This window comes from Parapedobacter koreensis (assembly GCF_900109365.1).
Lineage (GTDB): Bacteria > Bacteroidota > Bacteroidia > Sphingobacteriales > Sphingobacteriaceae > Parapedobacter > Parapedobacter koreensis.
The window spans coordinates 98537-121121 of the sequence record NZ_FNZR01000008.1 but is presented as its reverse complement, the minus strand read 5'-3'; the positions used below and the strand labels follow the sequence as shown (position 1 = coordinate 121121).

Genomic DNA, 22585 nt, shown 5'->3' with positions numbered 1-22585 from the left:
ACGTGGTATGCCGATATTTTCCTCTATATTTGTATAAATCTTGCAATGAATAGTGTGTTGTTCCGTTGTTGCCTTATTTTTGCCTGCCTAAGCAATTGCTGTCTTGTCAGGGCACAATGGGACTACCTGAAGTTCAGACAACTGAAAACGTCCGACGGCCTTTCTCAGAATACCATACAAACCATCTTTGAAGACGATCTGGGTTTTATGTGGTTCGGAACACAGGATGGAATAAACAAATACGATAGCTACAAGTTCCACATCATCAGAAAAACCCCCGATGCCGAATACACCCTTCATTCCAATGACATCAAAGCAATCATCCAGGATAAGGATAAGCAGCTTTGGATCACCACTTCGGATTCCGAATACCCCAATATCTTAGATCCGGTCACCGGGCAGATCAAGGGAGCGAATAGTTATTTAGCCGACAAAAACACCGATCTGTCCAATGTCATTTCTTTTTCGACCACAAGGGACGGTGACGTTTTGCTTTGCAGTCGATCATCCGGCTTGCTGATTTATAACCATCAACGCAGGGAGATTACGGGTACAGGGGTGAGTTTTCCGGTTACCTGCGCCGAGCAGGATCAGCAGGGAAACCTGTGGATAGGCACCTACCAGCAAGGCATTGCCATGACGAACCGACATGGCGAGATACTCCGTAAGTACGCTATTTCCGATGATGGCCCGATTACGGATATCCATATTGATAAGTCAGGACGGATTTGGGCAAGTTCAGCGACATCCGGAATTTATTATTATAATCCGATAAGCGATAGCTTTACAAACGAACACCTCAATTTTGCCGGTAAACTCGTGGACCGGACAAAAGTCTTGTGCATCGGTGAGGATATCGACGGCCAAGTCTGGTTCGGCACGGAGAATGAAGGGTTGTATATCCTGAATCTGCGCCAGCGGAGTTGTAAAATTTACCGCACAGATAAACAGGATGCCAGAAGTATCGCCAGCAATTCAATCAATTGCATACGCCAGGATAGAAAAGGCAACATGTGGATAGGCACATCCGGCGCAGGTATTTCGATGGTCAATATTGACGAAATCAATATTTTACATTTCAGGCACACAGACAGCCCCAGCAGCCTGAACAACAACATCATCAATTGCCTCTACCAGGATTCGCGTAATAACATCTGGGTGGGCACGGATGGCGGAGGGCTCAACAAGTTCGACAAAACAAACAACACTTTTGCCAACGGAACACGTATTCCCTTCCAGCAACTGGGTGTCGGATGCTATGTTGTTTCGATCACAGAAGATAATAGCGGAGAACTTTGGATAGGTACCTGGGGGAAGGGGATCTATCGCTATCATCCGGAGAAGAACAGTTTGAAACAAATAAATACAGCCAATACTCCAGCCTTAAAAAGCGATAACATCAACAGTTTGCTAAAAGACAGGAATGGCCGCATCTGGATTGGGACATACGGCGGAGGGCTGACCCTGTATAACCCGTCTACTGCCGGATTTCAGCATTACGGTATCAAGGAAGAAGGCAACCGGATCAACAGCAACCATATACTTTCGCTTTTTGAATCATCCGACGGGACGATTTGGATAGGCACGGAAGGCAGCGGCGTAGGACTATACACGCCGGCAAGCGGGTCTTTTCATTTTATCACCACAGATTCGGATATGGCAGGAAGCCCGCTTTCTAGCAATACCATTAAGAGCTTCACGGAAGATCGCCATGGGAACATTTGGATCGGAACCGCATATGGCCTCAACAAGCTGAACCACGTGCATAGACAGAATAGTGTCTATTTTACATCCAATTCTGCGATCCAAAGTGATATCGTCAATGCCGTAGCGATGGATAATTATGGCCACATTTGGGCAGCGACCAACAAAGGAATTACAAAAATCGACGATCGCACCCAAGCCATGGTCAATTACATGCCATCGAATGGCCTGCAAGGAGACGAATTCAGGCGGGCGAAACTGGTAGACCGGGAAGGCAACCTCTACTTCGGTGGGGTCAACGGATTGAACATGATTAACAAATCGGGCATCAAACCCAGGAGCTATACGCCTTCGCTCGTATTTACAAATTTCCAATTGGGCAATATCGATGTGCCTATCAGCACGCCGGAGCATGCGACCCCGTTGGCGCAGGACATCAACTATACGGAGACCGTCACACTGGATTATACACAAAACGTTTTTTCGCTTGAGTTCGCATCGCTTAATTACATCGATCCGGCCATGAAAACCTACGCCTATAAGCTTGACGGCTTGGATCAAAAGTGGCTGCCCCTTGGCAATAAAAATGTACTTTCTTTCAATAACCTGCAGCCCGGCACGTATAAGCTGTTTGTCCGTGGTACAGACAACAGCGGCAATTGGTCAGACAACCTGGCCAGCATCCGGATACTGATTGCCCCTCCTTTCTGGCTGACTTGGTGGTTTAAAGCAGCTATCGGATTGCTGGTACTGTGCATCATGGTATCCATTTACTACTACCGGTTGAGGACGATCCGCCGCCAGAACACCCTATTGGAACAAAAAATCGCCGAAAAAACCGTGTTGTTGCACAATGCCAACAACGAACTACTGGCGACCAATAATGAGATACGCCATCAAAATACTACGCTTGCTTTAAAAAATGATGAAATCAGCCAGCAACAACGGCAAATCATTGAGCAAAACAACAAACTGGAATCCGTAATCAACGAGCTGGAAACAAGCAATCAGATGAAGGATAAATTTTTATCCATCTTGGTGCATGATTTAAAAAACCCATTGTCGGCGCTCACCGGTCTCACGGATTTGCTGAAAGAAAACCTAACCCATTTGTCCAGAAAAGAGATCACAACGTATATCGAAGACCTGAGCGTGTCATCCAATTCATTGAGCAACTTGGTCGTCAACCTGCTGGAATGGGGAAAAACAAAAACAAATAAACTGCATTTTTCACCAAAATCATTTAATCTCTATGATCTGATCCAAAAGAATCGCTACCTCTTTGCCTTGCAGTTGCAGGCCAAACGCATCACGTGCGATGTACTGCTCGACCCCGGTATCCAGCTGTTTGCAGACTATCAGATGATGAATGCCATCATCAGGAACATCTTGAGCAATTCCATCAAATATACAAACGAAGGAGGGCGGGTGACCTTTGCCTGTACCATTGAGCATGGATATATACGCATTACGATAGCTGACAACGGCGTAGGTATGGAAGCTGCCCAAATAACAAAAATCTTTCATGGCCAATCCGACTCAACTATAGGTACCAATGGCGAGACAGGTACAGGTTTGGGATTTCAGATATGCCGGGAGTTTATCAAAGCCCATAACGGCGAATTGGCCATTGAAAGCACCAAAGGACACGGATCCGTATTCACAATTTCAATACCCGATGCGCAGGCCAGCACCAATGGCCAGCAACTTGATCTTGCCAGCCCGACGCCGATAACCGTTGAATCGTTACAGCAATTTGCAAATGTACGTATATTGGTCGTAGATGATAACCAGAGCATACGTTCGTTGCTCAAGCATACGTTGGAAAACTATTTCGAGGTGGATGAAGCCTGCGATGGGCAGGAAGGGTTGGATACCGCCAGAAAGACCCAGCCTGATTTGATCATCACTGACCTCATCATGCCGGGCATAGACGGCATATCCCTCACCAAATCGCTCAAAAGCGATATCACAACGTCCCACATCCCTGTTTTGCTGCTGACGGGCGAAGATCAAGAAGCGAGCCAGTTGCGGGGATATAAAGCAGGGGCAGACAGCTACCTGACGAAACCAATACGTGCCGATTTGCTACTTGCCGTCATCAGGAATTTTTTAAACAAACCCAAGCCGATTCAAAAAGATTCGATGGGCACGCCGGATAACGCCGAAGATGCCCTGGCATTGTCGGAGTTGGATAAAGCATTCATGGCTGATGTGCGGGATTTTGTCGTGGTACACATGGCCGAATATGACCTCGATTATAAAAGCCTATGCCGCCAATTTGGAATGAGCCGCTCCGTCCTGTATGCAAAATTCAAGGCAATTACGGGCAAGGGAGTACACGACTACATCAAATCCATCCGGCTATCCGAAGCGGAAAAACTCCTTCACGAAGGCAAATTGAATATCAGCCAAATTGCCTATACGGTAGGATTTAATTCCGTATCTTATTTTTCAAAGTCATTTTCAAAACAGATGAACGTATCGCCCAAGACGTATCAGAAAAACACCAAACCATATGATTAAAAAAAGAGTGATATGGCTCTTTGGATTGTCAGGAGCTGGCAAGACCACCTTATCCCACCTGCTTGCTGAAAAGCTGGAAAACCTTGGCCTCAACGTCGTCCTGTTGGATGGGGATGATTTAAGGGCAGGATTGAATGCAGACTTGGGGTTTTCGAATGCAGACCGTGCGGAGAACATCCGGCGGGCAAGCCATATTGCCAGCTTGCTGGTGAAACGCGACATCGTCTGTATCGGCAGTTTTATCACGCCGCTTAATGACCACCGGCAACTCATATCCCAGATTGTGGGGGATGAACTCCTGCTTGTCTACCTGGATTGCCCAACATCCGAATGTGAGCGCCGGGATGTAAAGGGGCTCTACAGGCAAGCTAGAAACAATGCCATTGCTGATTTTACGGGGATTTCCGCCGCTTTTGAACTACCAAACGCAGCTGTACTATCCATCAACACACAGCACCATACACCGGAGGAATGCGTGGATATGCTGCTCCGGGAATTGACCGGATAGGTCTATTCCCCAGTCAGGACGCTACAAATAAAACTACCGTTTACCAAATTGACTTTGTTGTAGGTAAATGCGCTTCCGTCCGCATTGGTCATCCGCGCTCCACTGTTGACAGCGATGGCATGTCCCGCAGCAGTATCCCACTCCATGGTGGGTCCATGCCGGTAATATACCTGCGCCTTACCCTCGGCTATCAAGCAAAATTTCAGGGAGCTTCCGATGCTGACTACCTGCTGAATCCCCCGTGAAGCCAGAAATGTACTTTCCGCTGCTGTCTTATGGGATTTACTACCCACAGCCACGGGGGGTTCACTGGTCCGTGCCTGTATGTTACGGGCTTCACCGCTGCCCACGATTTGGAAACTGCCGTGATCGTTTAAGCCGTAGTACACCGTATCGGTCACGGGCACGTAAATAAGGCCAAAAACCGGAGCGTTCCCAATGATCAAGGCAATATTGACGGTAAACTCCCCATTTCTGGAAATAAATTCTTTCGTCCCATCAAGCGGGTCTACACACCAATAACATTCCCAGTCTTTCCGCTGTGCATACGGGATGTCCCTCCCTTCTTCCGATAATACCGGAATTGCCGGAAAAAGGTTCGTCAAACCCTCGCTGATTATCCGATGGGATAAGGTGTCTGCCACAGTGAGGGGCGAAGCATCGCTTTTTTGGAGGATATGCCATTCGTCCATATCCGTATGGTACACCTTTAGAATTGCTTTTCCGGCTTCCTTGGCGATGGCTATCAAGGCAGGGATATCGTCCGGCAGAAAAGGAATATACATCGTTTGTCCGTTGCTTATTTCATTCATATACACCCACCGCTGCTTCTTTGATGCGTTTAATCAGATCAAGCTGCGGTAGTCTCTTTTTCACATCGTCACCTTTGGCTTGAAATGTACGTTTCAGTTGCTCATTTCTTTCACTAAAGATCGCTATTTCTTCTTTGGTAAACTGTTTGAGATCTTCATATGCCGTGATCGGTTCATAACCCAACGACACCAAACTATCAGCTGCCACGGATTCGAAAACACGGATATCTTCGGCCGGCATTTCCCGGAGGAATTTGTTGAAGTTGTCTTGCATGACGGGCTTCGTCAGGTTTGTCCACATATCGCCTCCTTCAGCGGTTCGTTTGGACTCGTCTGAGGTATAGTAGTCCAGCATCGTACCCTGGAATGCGATACCCAAGAATAAACACAATTGTCTAATCGTTTGTTCGGGATGTGTAATAAGCTGTTCATAATTGAGCATGAAGAAGCGTTCAGGGGGTACCCGATCGCGGAGTTTCAGGCAAGTTTGCTGGTCATTATGCCACTGCTTGGCAATATGATAAGCATGTTTCTCCCCGACAATAGCCTTCTGAAACGATAACGCCACGTCCCGCCCATCACGATAAAGATAAATATACTTAAGGCCGTCCGATACTTTTTCTAATTCGTCTGAGAAGTACATGTTGCCCATGCTTTTGCAACACCAATGGGAAGCCCCGCATTGGCGGGCAAGAAATTCATAAATGTTTTTATTCAATTCAAAAAGGCTGAATTGTGTTGCCATCCGATAGATTTCCTCTTTGTCCAAACGGATACCCCAGTCCACAGGGTTGACGTGAATATAATCCACTGCGTCATCTACGAGCCGCTTGTAGGAAAGTACATCAAGCGGATGGTAATAAGGCAATAACGGAGCGAAATTGGTCAATAGGTGGGCTGGATGAGGAGAAACCAACTGGTCGGACTGGTTGAGAATCACCCGTAGTAAATTAGAGCCCGACCGTTGGGTACCGATAATTTGTATGCCTTGTATCTTCATCATCAAAAAATAAAATCTATAAAAAATCCTATTAAAATAAGATAGATCGGATTCAGCCTCCCGAAGGATAGCCAAGCAAACCCAATCAATCCAAATAAAACGGCAGGTAATGAAAAACCTGGCGTTGCCATCAATAGCTGTATGCCTGCTGCCATGATCATCCCGATCACTACGGGCCGGATACCCCTGAATACTGCTTTGATACGGCCATGCTGGTAATTGATATATTGGGCAAGAATGATCATAAGGCTAGCCGAAGGGAGAAAAATCGCCAATGTAGCCAATACCGCACCAAGGATACCAGCCACTTTGTAACCAATAAACGTGACACTCACGAGTATGGGGCCTGGTGTAATCTGCCCAAATGCAATGGCATCTACATACTCTTTTGTTTGCAACCAGCTCAGTTCGTCGACCAAAATCGCTTGCATATACGGTATAATGACCATACCCCCGCCAAAAAGCGTGAGGCTCATGCCGCTGAAAACAGAAACGATTTGCCAGGGTCCGTGGGGAGCAAACCGATAGCCACCAAATAAATACCCAAGGAAGACGACAGCCAGCAACAGGATAATAAGCAGGTTTACACCTAATTTGGGGACGATGTATTGTTCGGCAACGTGCGCGTCTGATGACGTTCGATAAACGGAATAACCAATGATTGCTCCTGCCAGAATTAGCGCGATGGATACGACAAAACCGCTGAAAACCAATGTGCTTACAAACGCCAATAAGCATAGCGCCAGCCCGGCGGCATCCCTATGAATCTGTTTTTTATACAACGTGAGTCCAGTAGACAGGATCACAGCTGCGACGGTAAGCAACACAAATGTATTGGAGCCACCCGTACCGAATTGCCCCCCTGCTTGATAGTACCAAGCGGCGATGATGACCATTAAGATGGTGGGTGGTGCCGCAATCGCAACAAAAAAAACACCTGCACCCAACCAGCCGTTTAGCCGGTAGCCTAAATAACACACTACATTGACGGCCATTGGCCCCGGCAAAAGTGTCGCCAAACTCATGGCATCCAAGATATCTTCGCTACTGAACAACTTTTTCTGAACAACCAAATAGCGCTCTACCATGACGACCAAGGCGGCATGGCCCCCGAAAGCCAGGGCACCCACTTTAAAAATACCCCACGAAAGTCGCAGGAGTGAATAGGTGGCTGCCTGTGCGCGATTATGAGTCATCAAATGGCTATTCATCCTTCATGCTTGTTAGTAAGGGCACTTCTTCAATGCGATAGGGATCCCCGCCTACACTGACTTTCCAAAGGAGGTTGCCTGCATAGTCGGAAAGCAAGAACAAGCGTGGGTCGGTCAAACAAGTCAACACCTTATCTTCGCCGAGAAGGGCCGAATTGCCTTTTACTGACGAGAAGAATGCAGGTGGATAGTTGATTTCCAGCATACGGCGATATTGCTTGGTTGATTCATTCAGCTTAAAAGACAACGTTCTTGATTGTTTGCGCTTTATCCCATTATCCAACAACATGAGCTCGCCATTGCGGTTCATGTGGGTATAATGCTGGGCGAAGAAAAAATCTGCTTCCTGCATGGGGAAATCCCCTTGCTGGCCGAATTTCCACACCACTTCCCCGGTCGTCTTATTGATTTTCCAAACCTGGTTCAAATCCCGGAATGACAGCAGGAAATACCCCTTTCCATCGTCATATAACGCATTGGCATGTACAAGGTCGTCTTTGTCTTTCAATATCGTAGGGTAATGCAATACATCAAGATGATCCAGTACCGACCATTCCCAGATTTTCTTACCCTGTGGGTTGAATACGACAATGCCATCTGCCTTGACTGTATCGCTGTGGCCGCCACCCACGGCGCTCAGGTCAAACACTTTGCGGTCAAAGGTAATGGCGTAAATATTACCTTCGGTATCTTTACGTACCTCATGATGCACCAGCTTGTCCATATCGCCCTCTCCTACCTTGAAATGCTTCAAGTATTCACCCTTTAGGTTTACTTCGACGATTTCGTCCCCACCTGATGACGGTATATCTTCCGATCCCACAATGCATAGTACAGTACGGTCTGGCGTCCACGAAGACACCTTTACACCTTTCGCAAAGGGCTCATACCACACCATGTCGCCAAGCCCATTGATGATAACCGCGGCACCGGGTTCGGTAAGTATTTGTGTGAGGAAATGCCGGGATTGCATGTCTTCCCTTAGCGAGTCGGCAATACTGTCCAATGTAAAATACGGCGTGGTATGGTAGATAGACTTGGTCTTAATGGCATATACCTTGCTCCAGTCTGTATGGGATCCCCGCTGCGCTTTCACCTGATAAGCATACTGGCGATCAGGCAATAGGTTGTACAAAATGATGGTTTGCTCAGCGCCATCGGGATAGCGATCCGACCATAAGGTATCCCTGCCGCCATCGAGCCAATACTTAACCTGCACGGCAGATGACTTGTTTGTCGAGACGTCAACCCGTACACGCAACCGATTTTCAGGTAGGTAGTGCAACGCTATCTTTTCGATATTCAATGGCTGCAATGCCTTGTAAAGGATTATGGTGCCGACAGCAATCAGCACCATAACAATAATATATACAACGGCAGGGATTTGTTTCATTCCATTATTGTCTTACCCTGCCTTGGTTAATGCCGACATTCAGTGACGTATTTGCCTGTATCTCCTGAATGGGATAGGGAAACAACGCATAATTAACTGCATCGGAATAGGTATTCTGATCCCGTAACAGCGGCCTGACACGCTCCTTGAACTTCAACAAGGGATCCGCACCGTTTGTCGCGCTGCGCCCCCAGCGGATCAAATCGTCCCGTCGGCGTCCTTCCATAAATAATTCCAGCCCACGTTCTTCAAAAATAAAATCCCGCAAAGCTTCCGTGGAAGAAAAATTCGACACATCTACCGATGAGGCATTGCTTCGTTCCCGGATCTCGTTGATCAAGGAGATAGACTCGTTATTGGGGCCATTTAACTCGTTAAGTGCTTCTGCCCTCATCAGCAGGATATCCGAGTAGCGGATGATGCTGACATTGTTGTATCCCGCATAGTTGTAATTGTTTGTATGGGGATATTTAAGGCCGTAGGTATATTGGGCTTGTATCGTATCGGGCAGGCTACCACCTTCACCGCCAAATTCTTTCGGCAGTGTGACGATCTGCCCATACAATGCTTTATAGGTACCCAGCAAGAGTTGCCGACGCTGATCCTGCGGGCTGAACTCTGCATAGAACTCCCGGTGTATGGGGAAATTGCCCCACCCCCGATTATAATCCCATGGCACCGATTGGATACCGAAGCTATTGGACAAAATACCATAAGATCCCGGCTCGCTGGAAGATTTCATCACAAAGATAAACTCATTGTCTGATCGGTTCATGTTATCAAACAAGGCAACCACGCCACCTTCGCTGGAAGCGCGTAGGTCGTAAATGCCGCCCGTGATAATCGTTGCACATTTATCGGCTGCTTTCTGCCACTCCCCCTGTCTCATGTACAACCTGGCCAATAGCCCTTGCGCTGCGCCTTGCGTGGCCCGACCATTCTGTTCCACCGGATAACTTGACGGGAGGTATTGTTCGGCAAATTCCAGATCGATGATAATCTGTTCTTCAATGGTGGACTGTGCTACCAATGGTGGATTCTCATCGGCTTCAACAAACTCCGCTGACGATTTGAGGTTCAGCGGCACGTCGCCCCATAGGGATGTTGCATCATAATAAGCCAGCGCCCGTAAAAACCGTACTTCCGCCAGGTGCTGCATTTTGACCTCGTCCGATTCGCCATTGCCTACGTAGTCGATTTTTCCAATGAGGTATTCCGATTCGTTGGCTCTGGAGATCAACCTGAAAATACTTGTCCATACATCATTGATGATGGAATTGCTGGCATCGTAGGTCAGCTGATCCAATTGGATACCTTGCCGGCTATCCGGTTTTGTGGTCACGATATCGGACGGATATTCAGTCAATTGGTGCAAGTAACCGGCATAGTACCCATTTCCCCCATTATCCCGAAGTGCGGAGTACACCCCGCGCACACCTTGCAGGCCGTTTTCAGGCTTGGTCAATGTCGTCTCGTCAAAAACAGAATAGGATTCCTCTTGCAAGCCGTTCTCACAGGCCACCGGCATGAGTGAGCAGAGCAAGAGTGCATATAAGGTTGGTTTTTTGTAGTGTTTCATTACTGTTAAATTTATAGGAGTTAAAAAGTCAACCTCAAACCAAAGATATACATTTTGGCAAGCGGATAGGCATTAAAATCAAGGCCTCTTCCCACATTTCTATTTTGTTGGTCATTGGTTGCCAAATTGCCAATTTCCGGATCCAAGCCCGTATAGGAAGTCCATGTATGGAGGTTTTGCGCATTGGCATAGACCTGTAATTGCGAAACACGGATTTTGGATAGCAGCTTGGATGGAATTTGATAAGCCAATGTTACGTTTTTCAAGCGCAAGAAATCAGAACTTTCTACAAACCGGGAATTCACCCATCCACCGTGGCTCGTACCATAAAAACCCCGTTGGGGTAGGGTACCACCTGGATTATCCGGCGTCCAGGTATCCGTTTCCGTTTCAGCTAGTACATTTCCAGTGGTCAGTGGATTCATCATGTCCAGGTTTTGCACATTGACCAGCTTACCTCCGGCCTGGCCCTGGAGTACCACGGTCAGGTCAAACCCTTTGTAACGCAAACTATTAGTCATGCCAAAAAAGGAAGTGGGCACACCCGTTCCCAGTATCACCCGGTCTTCCGTGTTGAGTATTCCATCACCGTTGACATCCACATATTTCGGATCGCCGACCTCGGCATTGGGGTGTGTAGTCGTCAATGCTGGATCATCAGGTAGCAGAATGCCATCATAAAGGTATCCATTTATGGATCCGATCGGCTCCCCTACCCGGATAATGAAGGGATCTTCGAAATTAGCAGCACCGTCAGGTTTTACCGACCCAACATAAATGTCGGCATCATTGCTGCCCAACTCGCGGACGCGATTGCGGTTATTGGAATAATTGAAGGATGTGCTCCATTCAATATGCTCATTCCGCACATTGACGGTTTGCAGTGAAAATTCCCACCCTTTATTGGACACCGCTCCGGCATTGCCCGTCCGGAATATAAATCCCGTAGAAGGCGATATGTTTCTATCCAACAAAAGATTATCCGTATACTTATCGTAATAGTCGGCCACCAAAACAATCCGGTCATTGACAAACCCGAGTTCGACACCCAAATCCAACGCCTTGGTGCTTTCCCATTTCAGATCGGGATTGGATAGCCTAACTACCGCTATCCCGTTGACCGAGGTGAGGCCATCTTCCGTATACCGGGTGGAATTGTTGCTCGCATAGGTAGCCAAGGAGATACCCGGACTGATCCGGTCGTTGCCGGTGAGGCCGTAGCTGGCCCGTAGCTTGGCTTGCGACAACCACGTTAGATCGGTTGCAAAGCTTTCATGTTTCACGTTCCACGCGGCAGCGACCGATGGAAAATAGCCCAACTTATTCGACCTGCCAAACACCGAAGAACCATCGATGCGATAGGTCGCCGTCAGACTGTAACGCGTATCGTAGTCATAGTCGACACGGCCAAACCAGCTCGCACGATTGGTACGGTTACGGGCTGAGTAGCTGCTAAAATTCTGGGCCGTACCCAGGTTGTTGTACCCCAGGTTGTCGCTGCTGAAGTTTGTAGCAGTAGTACCGTATTCAAAATACAGATAGGTCTGGTAATTATAACCAGCCAATAAACCGATATTGTGTTTTGCAAAGGTGCGGTTATAGCGCGCTGTAGGGTTGAAAATAAGTTCCTTGGAATCAAAAGAAATGATAGAACCCCTTCCGTTGGTTGCCGATGCATTGGGTACAGTGGAAGGTGCGAAATAAAATTGTTCTGTTTTATTGATGTCGGCCCCGAAATCCGCCTGCAAAAAGAGGTTGTGGATGGGCTCATATTTCATGGAAAAATACCCATTGGTACGGTAGCTGGTATTCTCCCGGTCTTCCGCTTCTATAAAATGTAATGGATTCTGTGCATCGAGGCGTGCGGATACTCCCGAGTCAAATGTGGATGCCGGATTGGCATGCAGCACCTGCTTCAGAAAACCGTTGATGGTTGAAGGTGCCAATGGAAGATCGTTTTGTATCCCATAGTTTCCAAATACACGGCCTGAAAGCGTGAACTGATCGCTGACACGATGGTCCACATTGATACGCGCCCCAATCCGGGAGTACTTGGAATGGGTGACGACTCCTTCTTGATTGAGGTAATCAAAAGAGGTATATACGCCGGTTCTGTCGGTTCCACCGATAAAATTGAGCGAATGGTCATTGACATGGCCAACCTGAAAAACTTCGTTTTGCCAATCGGTACCTAATATCCCTGCCTGCAATGAATCCAATCGACCTTCCGAATAAGGCGGTATTACGCCGTTTTGTTCGGATATCCGGTTACGCCGCAATGCATAGTCATATGAACCTAACAAATTGTAGCGATCAATGATACGCTGGTATCCGACGGAGCTGTTGATGTTCAAACTGCTTCTTTTATCGGTACCCTTTTTGGTCGTGATCAACACCACACCGTTTGCACCACGCGCACCATAGATGGATGTCGAAGCTGCGTCTTTCAGGATGGTAATACTTTCGATATCTTCCGGTTTTATCGTCATTCCGATGCCTTCCGACGACGGGAAGCCATCGATGACATATAGCGGCTCACTGTCTGCGTTAATCGAGTTTGTACCCCGGATACGGATAGATAAGCTAGCGCCTGGTGTACCATTATTCTGGCTTACCTGCACACCCGCGGCCCTTCCCTGAAGCATGTTTGCCACGGAGATGGAAGACCTATTTAAATCTTCTGCGTCTAACGAAACCGCAGCACCCGCAAAAAGGCTCCTGTCACGCGTACCATAGCCCACCACCACGACTTCATCTAATGTCTCTTGTTCGCTTTGCAGCGTGATGGTAAGTGCGTTGACTGAGGCGTCACCGGTTTGATACGTTTGCCGGGCATAGCCCACCCGCGAAAACACCAGCGAACTGTTTGCCGGAACCACGAGCGTGAACGTACCCGTTTCTGTTGATTTGGTTAGCGTCGACCCACCTGTTACGCCTACATTGACGTCACTAAGCAAGGTTCCGTTTTCATCGATGACAGTGCCGGAAATGTTGATTTGTGTCTGGGCGCTTACCAATAAGCTATTTCCCATCCATAGCAACAATAGTAGGCTTGTCAATCGGATAAACTTGGGTTTACAATTTACCATAGTTGTTCAATTTACATTAAGTACATTTGGAATTTAGGATTTTGTTGGTTCCATACCAACAATGAAGTACAAATTTATCGACCTAAGTCTCAAGTAAAATTCCTATAGTCCGTATTTTTTGTCCATTTATCCGAAAACCAAGGTGGACTACAGGCCAATTTTTCAGGAATATGGAAAAAAGGCTTTCAAAACGGTCAATTAACTTTGCCTCCAATATGAAAACAAACGCACCGATTATCCTATTCATCTTTACCGTTATTTTTTTTGGCTGTACGACAAAAGAACGAGCACAGCACGGCTTGACGTACAACGTAGAAATTCGCACGGATGCCAGCCAACAGTTGGTACCGGTTTGTTATGTCAGCTTCCACCTTTCGCGGGAACATGATTTAAACAAGAAAAATTGGAAACTCTATTTCAATTCATATAAAAAACCCCAGGTAGACAGCACGGATGCTGACCAGTTCAATATTGTCCATGTCAATGGAGACTTAAACTACATAGAACCTACTGCCCATTTCAGCCTGCAGCAGGATGCGGATAGCCTCACCATACCCATCCGGCAAGCACGGCTGCGGAATATCTCCGATTTTCCTACCGGCTTCTACTTGGTTTATGACGATAAACCGGATCAATATTATCCGTTCATCAACGAAAACCCGCTTTATGACCATATCGTTTTGCCTGAAAATGCGCTGGCTGAGGAAATTTACGAAAGCAACCAACGGCTGGCAGCCAATATACCAATCAAACCGGAAGATCAGCTCTTACCTTCTCCAAAGGCGATTAAATCCAATGAGCAATACTATACACTTACGGACGGTCTTTATATCATTGCAGACAATCCATTCATGGGGCAAGCCAGCTACTTGATTGATGAAATAAAGAAATATACCAATCTTAATCTTCACGTGATCAGCGACCCAACCAAGGGTGGCATCAAGCTGAAGTACTGGAATCTGGAAGAAGAAGCCTACCAGCTCCGAATCGAAAATACCGGTATCGAAATCACTGCGGGTACTGCTTCGGGAATGTTTTACGGCATACAGACACTGAAGCGATTGATTCTGGATCATTATCGTGATGGTAAATGCGTGCTGCCTGGCCTGGAAGTGGATGACAAACCCCGCTTTAAGCATCGATCAGTGATGCTGGATGTTGCGCGCAATTATTTACCGAAAGAAAAACTGCTGGAAGTGTTGGATATGATGGCGGCCTATAAAATCAACACCTTGCACTTTCATTTCAACGACGATGAAGGATGGCGGCTGGCGATCCCTGGATTGCCGGAGCTCACCGATTTTGGTGGATATCGGGGGCATACCACCGCACAGCAAGATTACCTCCCACCGTCGCACGGATCGGGGCCGGATTCGGCCTCAACGCGAGGCAGCGGGTTTTATACCCGGAAGGATTTCATCGATATCCTCACCTACGCAAAAGACCGCTTTATCACCGTCATCCCAGAATTGGAAACACCGGGGCACGCACGTGCTGCTATCAAATCGATGGAGCACCGATACCGCAAATACCTAAATTCGGATACCAGCAAAGCAATGGAATACCTGCTTAACGATGTAGGGGATCAGTCGGTATACCGCACCGTACAAGGCTGGAATGACGACGCCATCAATCCGGCACTGGAGTCCAGCTATCATTTTGTCGAGAAGGTAATAACGGAATTAGCATTGATGTACCAGGATGCCGGAGCGGAGCTCCGGATTATCCACATGGGCGGAGACGAAGTACCCGCAGGTGTATGGGAACGGTCAGCAGCTGTACGACGTTTTCTGGCCGACAACCGTTCATTTGACACCGCAGACGATCTTTGGGAATATTTCTATGGCCGCGTAGGCGGGATTCTGGCCAAGAAAGATATCCGGATGCAAGGATGGGAAGAAATCGGCATGAAACGCATAGATGTCAATGGGCGTAAGAAAATGGAAATTGTACCTGCACTCCGGAAAAACGGATACCTGCTGGATGTGTGGAACAATGTATACGGCACAGGGGCGGAGGATCTTGCTTATCGGCTGGCGAATCAAGGATTTGACATCGTATTGTCAAATGTGACTCACATGTATCTTGATTTGGCATCGACCAGAAGTTTTTATGAACCGGGCATGTATTGGGGTGGATATGTCAGCCCTGAAAAAATATTCGGATTTGTTCCGGAGAATTATTACCGTACGTTCTTGCGTGATGATATGGATCATCCCATCGATTCCGCCTCCCTGCGCGATAAGATAAGACTGAATTCGGAAGGACTAAAGCACATCAACGGATTGCAGTGTGCGCTGTGGTCGGAGACCCTCATCAATAAAGACAATTTTGATTATATGCTGTATCCAAAACTGATTGCGTTTGCCGAGCGGGCGTGGGCTCCGCAGCCTGCATGGGCTACGGCCCCGAACGAAGCATTCGAAACGCAATACAACGATGCCTGGAGCCGGTTTAATGCTATTTTATGGCACGATGAGTTGCCCCGTTTTGATCGGTATTGGAAAGCGATTCTTTATCGCATACCTGCGCCGGGCATCAAAATCGACAACAACCACATTCACGCAAATACGGAATCTGAAGCGTTGACGATACATTATACTGTCAACGGAGGTATTCCGTCAATCACAGATAAGGAAGTCAAAGGGCCATTGAAGGAAAAAGGAATCTACCGGTTTAAGGCATTCCACAAGAAGACAGCCCGTTCCAGTAGGATGATAGTAGTCAATAATTTATAAACGGCCGGTTAATTGGAGCGATATCTTTAAAAAACGCCTCCAATCCATGCAAAAAACAATTTAACATTTTTTAACGATGGATATTTAAATTTTATTGTATGTTTGCATCAACGGTCAACCGATAAAATAAAGAGGTTTCCCATCACAGACCCTGAAGATTCAGCATATCCTTGATGGAAACTGCGTACGACATAAAAATTGATGTTTTGACGATATATAGGTCTTGATAGATCGATAAGATTTTGGTTTGTTTTAATAGGTAGGAAGATGCCGATTACCGCCCTGGTAATCGGCTCTTCCATTTTTATGTCTTGTGGTGCCGTTAGATGATGGCTGTTTTATCGGCCAGCCATAGTCGTTCCTGTTCATCCAAATAAGGTGCAAGCCTTTCATATACCGTTGCGTGGTAGCTATTCAACCAATTGACATGCTTGGCATCAAGCAATGACTTGTCAATGAGCTGCGTATCGATGTAGCATAATGTCATCGTCTCGAAAGCCATAAAGGAACCAAACAAGGTATTCTGATGAGTGATGCTCAACACGAGATTTTCAATGCGGATGCCATACTCGCCTTCACGGTACAACCCCGGTTCGATGGAAGTGATCATGCCCGACTCGATTGGCACATCGATGGCTGCCGCATTAAACGTGTGCGGCCCTTCATGTACATTCAGGAAAAAACCAACGCCATGCCCAGTGCCATGCCCATAATTGCGCAGATGATCCCATAATGGTTTGCGTGTGATAGCGTCGATTTGGTATCCGCGTGTACCTTTGGGGAATAAGGTCGCCGCCCCTTCAATCATGCCCCGCAGCACCAACGTATAATCCGTCCGCTCCGCGTCTGTAACATGACCCAACGATATGACGCGGGTGATATCTGTGGTGCCTGTACGGTATTGCCCGCCGGAGTCGACCAGCAACAAGCCATCCGGTTGTAACGTGCTGTTGCTTGTAGGCGTAGCCTTGTAGTGTGGCAACGCACCGTGTGCCTTATATCCTGCTATGGTATCAAAACTCTCCCCGACGAACCCTTCCTGTGCTGCACGAAACTGGCGCAACTGCATAGCCAGGGAAATCTCCGAGATAGGCTCCCGGCCAATGGTTTCTTCCAGCCATTTGAAAAACCGGGTGAGGGCCACACCATCGTGAATCATTGTCTCGCGAGTATGGGCGATTTCAACCTCATTTTTTATCGCCTTGAACGAGGTAGTAGGATTCGTCTGCGCGATGACGGTGACCGCATCCGGCACCCGGCTACGCATGGCAAAGCAGGTGCGTTTGGTGTCGATGAGCAACGCATTGCCTCCGTCCAGATTGCGCAATGCAGTTTCCACCGATTCATAGTCCGCCAGCACTACGCCTGCAGCCTCCAATGCGGCCCGGTCGGCGGCCATTAGCTTCGTATTGTCGATAAACAACGTGGCCGCAGTGGCCGTTATCAGCGCAAAGCCCAAAACCACGGGATTACATGACACATCACTACCCCGGATGTTGAAAAGCCAAGCCAGATCGTCCAGCGATGAAATCAGGTGGGCATTCACCCGCAGCCGCGCCATCTCCTGGCGCAGGCGTTGCAGCTTGGTTATGGTTGATTCGCCGGTCACGGCCACATCCAATAGGTAGGCCGGCGCAGTAGGCAATGCCGGACGATCCTCCCAAAGCGGTGTCAGCAGATCCACCTCTCCTTTCACGAGTATCCCTGCGGGCATCAATTTATCTTGCACGGTGTTGGCCAACGCTACCGAGGCCAGCATACCATCGAATGCCACCACGGCTCCTTTTGGAAGCTGTTCGGCCAGCCAATCGGCATATTCGGGGGCATGCTGCACGACCAGTTTGACCAATTCGTATCCGCTGCCCGACAATTGTTCAGCAGCCTGAACGAAATACCGGGAGTCCGTCCATAATCCGGCAAATTCCTGCGTAATGGCCAGTGTGCCAGCAGAACCTGTAAACCCCGAGGCCCAAGCCATGCACTTGTAGCGATCGGGCAGGTACTCACTGATGTGCGGGTCGGACGAGGGAATGATATACGCATCGATATGTTGCTGTCTCATCAGGCCGCGGATAGCGGCCAGTTTTTCCATATGGGTCATGTTCCTTTACATTTTGAGGGATGCAAGTTACAAAACTTTCCGGTACGCAGATCCCGGGTGGGGTATTCGCTTAGCAACAGTATTTTATACGGAATGTTACATCCTTGTTGCAAACCTTTATATCGGCTGCACGTTCTTAACATATGAGTTTTATATTATTTGCACTACTTTCTACACCTTTTACCCAGCATATTATTCAAAAGGAATTGCTCGCCTACAAATGCAATAAGGTAATCCCCGCTGTTATTGAAAAGCAGGTATTGATTGCTTTATCCCATTATCCGGAATTGAAAGGCACCCAGATCCGCTTTACCTTCACCCGAAAACTGAAAGGCTCAATCATGGCAGCCCGGCCTGTACCGGGATCGTTGTTCAAAAAGCGTAAAAACCGCATATATGACATTTTGATCAATCCGGTTTTCAAACTTGAGCACAGTTTTGAAACTATCCGTCAAATTCCTGACAGTGTGATGGTCGGCTGGATAGGCCATGAACTCGGCCACATTATGGATTACGAAGGTAAGAGTACATGGAGAATCATGGGATTCGGACTTTCGTATTGGCTATCAAAAAAATACATCCGCAAAGCCGAACGTATAGCAGATGCTTTTGCAGTCAACCGTGGAATGGGCAGATACCTGCTGGCCACCAAATCGTTTATTCTGGACCACACGGAATTGCCTCAAGCCTATAAAGACAAAATTGCAAGCTTATACCTCTCGCCCGACGACATTGTTGAGCTGGTAGCCGAACTGGAAAAAGAAAATGAACACAAAAAAGAAGAAATACTTCAGGAAGAGGAAGAAGTGGTGCGCGAAGCCGATATGGAGTTGCGAAGCGGGGGTTAAACACGGGATAAGTTTTCAACAAAGGCTTCAAACTCCCTGAACTCTTCTTCTTTCATCACACGAGGTATCTTCGCCTGCCCACCCATCTTTTTTGTCGCCTTACTCCATTGATAGAAGACATCCGCCGGCACGATCTCAACCTCCACCCCTTTCAAGGCTTTGTTGCGAGCTACCTGATAGTTTTTATTGTTTCCTGCCAGTTCGCGGTCCAAAAAAGAGGTAACGGTTGCCGGTTCCATGGCTTTGTTTGTTCCAAGATACCATTTATTGATATAGTTTTCCCCTTTTCGGACAGCTGCCACGGTAAACTCCAGCACTTCCGCATCAAATTGCTCGCCCAGTCTTTTCATGGCGGTATTCATCTGATGTACTGAAAGTTGTTCGCCCACCACATTCAAAAAATGTTTGGTTCGGCCCGTAATGATGATCTCCGCCCTATCGATATCCGTGATCATCACCGTATCCCCTATCATGTATCGCCACGCACCCGCCACGGTAGAAATCAGCAGTACATACTGGACATTAGGCTGCGCATCTTCAAGCGTCAGTACCTCGGCGTCTTGTCTCACACATCCCTGTTCGTCCATGTTTTCTTCCGTAAACGGGACAAACTCAAAAAATACACCGTTGTCTACAATCAATGCCATGGACTGGGTATCCGGTCGTTTTTGTGTAGCCAAGTACCCTTCTGAAGCGAGGTACGTATCGATGTAGGTAAGCGGCTTGGCCACCAAGGTTTCGAAACTTTTCCTATAAGGTTCGAATGCCACGCCGCCGGAGGTATATACTTGGAGGTTGGGCCAAATATCGTGTATCGTGTCGGCTTTATTGTAGCGGATGATTTCCTTAAGCAACAATTCCGACCAGGAAGGGATGCCGGTCATGCTGCCGATGTCCCACCTCGGCGCATATTTGGCAATTTTTCGCACCCGTTCATCCCAGTTTTTCGTAGCAGCGATACGCGCACCGGGCTTATAAAATTGCCTGAACCAAAGCGGAATATTCGCTGCGCTGATTCCGCTGATTTCGCCTTCGAGAAATTCACCATTGGACGTCAATGCCGTACTGCTGCCCAGCATCATGATTTGCCTTTCAAAGAAATCGCCCGGCAAATCAAAATTCTTGAGGCTCATGATCTGTTGGATGCCTGATCGCTTAACTGCATCCAACATGTCATCTGTCACCGGGATAGCCTTGCTATTGGTCGTGGTACCGCTGCTCAATGCAAAATAACGTTGTCCGCCGGGCCATGTCACATTCTGGTGGCCTTCACGTAGGTAATGCCACCATGCTGCATATAATTTGTCATAGTCATAAATCGGGACAGCCTGCTGAAAGGCCTTGACTGGATCATCGCTAGCAAGAATCGCTTCAAAGTGATACACCTTACCAAATGCCGTGTGTTTGGCGTTATCCAGCAAGTGCAACAATACATTCCGCTGTGCTTTTGCTGGTAATGGGTCGTTACTTATGTAACCCGTCACGTCAATTGCTCGCTTAATTAATTCACCAATGATAGCCATTGTCATTTTCCTCCGCTTGTTGTAAGAAAACAGTACAACTGACTTTTTGTTGGCTCATTTATTTTCATGCATTTTTTGGCTATTTTAGCGCTGAAAATTGACTGCTGCTGATGAAACGAACATTACTCACATCCTTTGTTGCTTTTATACTCGCACTCCACGCCCACGCCCAAACGTTGCCCGCTAAAATTGCTGCCGCTTTCCGTGCATTTGAAACGCATGAAAGCCTGGCTAATGGCGTGGCCTCGTTCACCGTCATCAATGCCAAGACCGGCCAAGTGATCTTTGCTAAAAACGAACAAGTGGGCATGGCCCCCGCGTCTACACTCAAAACCCTCACCTCCGCGGCAGCGTATCATGTCCTCGGCCCAGCTTACACCTTCGAGACGACCTTGTCGTATACCGGCCAAATCGATGCCTCCGGCACCCTGAAAGGTGATATCATCATCCATGGTAGCGGCGATCCCTCACTTGGCAGCGACCGTTTTCCCCAAACAACAGACACCCTCTTGCTATCCGCATGGATACGGGCTATACAAGCCGCGGGTATCCGTAGTATCGATGGCATGATCATCGCCGATGACCGGCAATACAATGGCCATACGGCGCCGGGCGGCTGGACGTGGCAGGATATGGGTAATTACTATGGCGCAGGCATATCCGCACTCAACTGGCGTGAAAACGCAGTGGGTATTAATTTCATCGCCGGCCCCACACCCGATGCCCTTACCCGCATTGCCAATACGACCGCCGACATTGCCTATCTGCAACTCATCAATGAAACCACTACCGGAAACCGGGGAACAGGCGACCATGTATATGCGTTTTCCGCTCCGTATTCATCCCGCATATACCTCCGGGGTTCATATGGTATTGACCTCAAAAAGACGATTTATATCGCCCTCCCCGATGGCGCTTATGATGCTGCCTATCAGCTGCACCGCAAATTGGAACAGGCAGGTATCCAGCAGACCAGCACACCTGCTACCACACATTTACTGCTCCTTGCCGGGAGTGAAGTCCCCAGCGGCGGTTCCATACTGCATAGTCATCGATCACCTGCGCTTGGTGAATTGGTCTATTGGTTTAACCAAAAAAGCATCAACCTTTATGGCGAGGCGCTATTAAAAGCTGTGGCTGCCAAGACAGACGGCAAGACCGATACCCGTGACGCCGCGGAAATGCTACAGAAATTCTGGACAGCCAAATTGGGTATCCCGGCCGGGGAACTTAAAATCATGGATGGCAGCGGCCTTTCCCCTGAAAATCGTGTGACCACCCATGCTTTGGTTCGTATCCTTGCATTTGCAAAACAGGAACCCTGGTTCGCCAGTTTTTTTGAAAGCCTTCCCGTGTACAATGGCATGAAAATGAAAAGCGGCACCATTGGTGGCGTATTGGGTTATGTAGGTTATCAGACATCCAAAGACGGCACCCCTTTGGTTTTCGCGCTCCTCGTCAATAATTACCAGGGCACCGCAACCCCGATGCGGCAACGGATGTTTAAGTTGTTGGATACACTTAAATGAGCGCTTTTTCTTTTCATCCTTGTT

The 22585-nt window shown here is 47.9% G+C and carries 13 protein-coding genes; 5 read left to right on the top strand and 8 right to left on the bottom strand.

From position 1 onward, the window contains the following. Positions 1-45 precede the first annotated feature (45 nt). The gene (locus tag BMW65_RS18020) at positions 46-4230 is read left to right on the top strand and encodes a hybrid sensor histidine kinase/response regulator transcription factor (RefSeq protein ID WP_090607492.1); all 4185 of its coding nucleotides are present in this window, start codon (positions 46-48) and stop codon (positions 4228-4230) included. Next, complete coding sequence (gene cysC / locus BMW65_RS18015) at positions 4223-4738, top strand: adenylyl-sulfate kinase (RefSeq protein ID WP_090607491.1); 516 nt, start codon at positions 4223-4225, stop codon at positions 4736-4738. The genes BMW65_RS18020 and cysC overlap by 8 nt, the downstream gene beginning before the upstream one ends. A 2-nt stretch (positions 4739-4740) precedes the next feature. Here cysC and cysQ read toward each other — a convergent pair whose 3' ends face one another. Genes cysQ through BMW65_RS17985 form a run of 6 tightly spaced genes read right to left on the bottom strand, consistent with a single transcriptional unit; the run spans position 4741 to position 13822 of the window. After that, positions 4741-5550, bottom strand: a complete 810-nt coding sequence (gene cysQ, locus BMW65_RS18010) for a 3'(2'),5'-bisphosphate nucleotidase CysQ (protein ID WP_245747681.1) — start codon at positions 5548-5550, stop codon at positions 4741-4743. After that, positions 5543-6553, bottom strand: a complete 1011-nt coding sequence (locus BMW65_RS18005) for a sulfotransferase family protein (protein WP_090607489.1) — start codon at positions 6551-6553, stop codon at positions 5543-5545. Before BMW65_RS18005 ends, cysQ begins: the two co-directional genes overlap by 8 nt. After that, complete coding sequence (gene chrA / locus BMW65_RS18000) at positions 6553-7746, bottom strand: chromate efflux transporter (protein ID WP_177181201.1); 1194 nt, start codon at positions 7744-7746, stop codon at positions 6553-6555. The genes BMW65_RS18005 and chrA overlap by 1 nt, the downstream gene beginning before the upstream one ends. A 7-nt stretch (positions 7747-7753) precedes the next feature. After that, entirely contained in the window at positions 7754-9154 is a 1401-nt protein-coding gene (locus BMW65_RS17995; RefSeq protein WP_090607486.1) for an aryl-sulfate sulfotransferase, read from the bottom strand. A 4-nt stretch (positions 9155-9158) separates the two neighbouring features. Then, entirely contained in the window at positions 9159-10733 is a 1575-nt protein-coding gene (locus BMW65_RS17990; protein ID WP_090607485.1) for a RagB/SusD family nutrient uptake outer membrane protein, read from the bottom strand. 20 nt (positions 10734-10753) lie between these two features. Next, positions 10754-13822 (bottom strand): SusC/RagA family TonB-linked outer membrane protein, encoded by a 3069-nt coding sequence (locus tag BMW65_RS17985; protein ID WP_090607483.1) that lies wholly within the window; start codon positions 13820-13822, stop codon positions 10754-10756. A 215-nt stretch (positions 13823-14037) separates the two neighbouring features. On the opposite strand from BMW65_RS17985, the gene BMW65_RS17980 reads away from it, so the two are divergent. Further along, the gene (locus BMW65_RS17980; protein ID WP_177181200.1) at positions 14038-16560 is read left to right on the top strand and encodes a family 20 glycosylhydrolase; all 2523 of its coding nucleotides are present in this window, start codon (positions 14038-14040) and stop codon (positions 16558-16560) included. Between the two features lie 322 nt (positions 16561-16882). On the opposite strand, the gene BMW65_RS17975 is transcribed toward BMW65_RS17980, so the two are convergent. Then, positions 16883-18661, bottom strand: a complete 1779-nt coding sequence (locus BMW65_RS17975) for an aminopeptidase P family protein (RefSeq protein WP_090607481.1) — start codon at positions 18659-18661, stop codon at positions 16883-16885. Positions 18662-18804: 143 nt separating this feature from the next. On the opposite strand from BMW65_RS17975, the gene BMW65_RS17970 reads away from it, so the two are divergent. Further along, positions 18805-19509 (top strand): hypothetical protein, encoded by a 705-nt coding sequence (locus BMW65_RS17970; RefSeq protein WP_090607479.1) that lies wholly within the window; start codon positions 18805-18807, stop codon positions 19507-19509. On the opposite strand, the gene BMW65_RS17965 is transcribed toward BMW65_RS17970, so the two are convergent. After that, positions 19506-21038 carry a GH3 family acyl-acid amido synthetase gene (locus BMW65_RS17965; RefSeq protein ID WP_245747680.1) on the bottom strand — a complete coding sequence of 511 codons (1533 nt, stop codon included), beginning with the start codon at positions 21036-21038 and terminating at the stop codon, positions 19506-19508. The genes BMW65_RS17970 and BMW65_RS17965 overlap by 4 nt on opposite strands. A 104-nt stretch (positions 21039-21142) precedes the next feature. Here BMW65_RS17965 and dacB point away from each other — a divergent pair, with 104 nt between their 5' ends. Then, the gene (gene dacB / locus BMW65_RS17960; RefSeq protein ID WP_090607476.1) at positions 21143-22561 is read left to right on the top strand and encodes a D-alanyl-D-alanine carboxypeptidase/D-alanyl-D-alanine endopeptidase; all 1419 of its coding nucleotides are present in this window, start codon (positions 21143-21145) and stop codon (positions 22559-22561) included. Positions 22562-22585: the final 24 nt, after the last annotated feature.

Coding starts and splice junctions, on each gene's coding strand:
- BMW65_RS18020 (WP_090607492.1), top strand. CDS start 46: ATGAATAGTGTGTTGTTCCGTTGTTGCCTTATTTTTGCCTGCCTAAGC.
- cysC (WP_090607491.1), top strand. CDS start 4,223: ATGATTAAAAAAAGAGTGATATGGCTCTTTGGATTGTCAGGAGCTGGC.
- cysQ (WP_245747681.1), bottom strand. CDS start 5,550: ATGAATGAAATAAGCAACGGACAAACGATGTATATTCCTTTTCTGCCG.
- BMW65_RS18005 (WP_090607489.1), bottom strand. CDS start 6,553: ATGATGAAGATACAAGGCATACAAATTATCGGTACCCAACGGTCGGGC.
- chrA (WP_177181201.1), bottom strand. CDS start 7,746: ATGACTCATAATCGCGCACAGGCAGCCACCTATTCACTCCTGCGACTT.
- BMW65_RS17995 (WP_090607486.1), bottom strand. CDS start 9,154: ATGAAACAAATCCCTGCCGTTGTATATATTATTGTTATGGTGCTGATT.
- BMW65_RS17990 (WP_090607485.1), bottom strand. CDS start 10,733: ATGAAACACTACAAAAAACCAACCTTATATGCACTCTTGCTCTGCTCA.
- BMW65_RS17985 (WP_090607483.1), bottom strand. CDS start 13,822: ATGGTAAATTGTAAACCCAAGTTTATCCGATTGACAAGCCTACTATTG.
- BMW65_RS17980 (WP_177181200.1), top strand. CDS start 14,038: ATGAAAACAAACGCACCGATTATCCTATTCATCTTTACCGTTATTTTT.
- BMW65_RS17975 (WP_090607481.1), bottom strand. CDS start 18,661: ATGACCCATATGGAAAAACTGGCCGCTATCCGCGGCCTGATGAGACAG.
- BMW65_RS17970 (WP_090607479.1), top strand. CDS start 18,805: ATGAGTTTTATATTATTTGCACTACTTTCTACACCTTTTACCCAGCAT.
- BMW65_RS17965 (WP_245747680.1), bottom strand. CDS start 21,038: ATGACAATGGCTATCATTGGTGAATTAATTAAGCGAGCAATTGACGTG.
- dacB (WP_090607476.1), top strand. CDS start 21,143: ATGAAACGAACATTACTCACATCCTTTGTTGCTTTTATACTCGCACTC.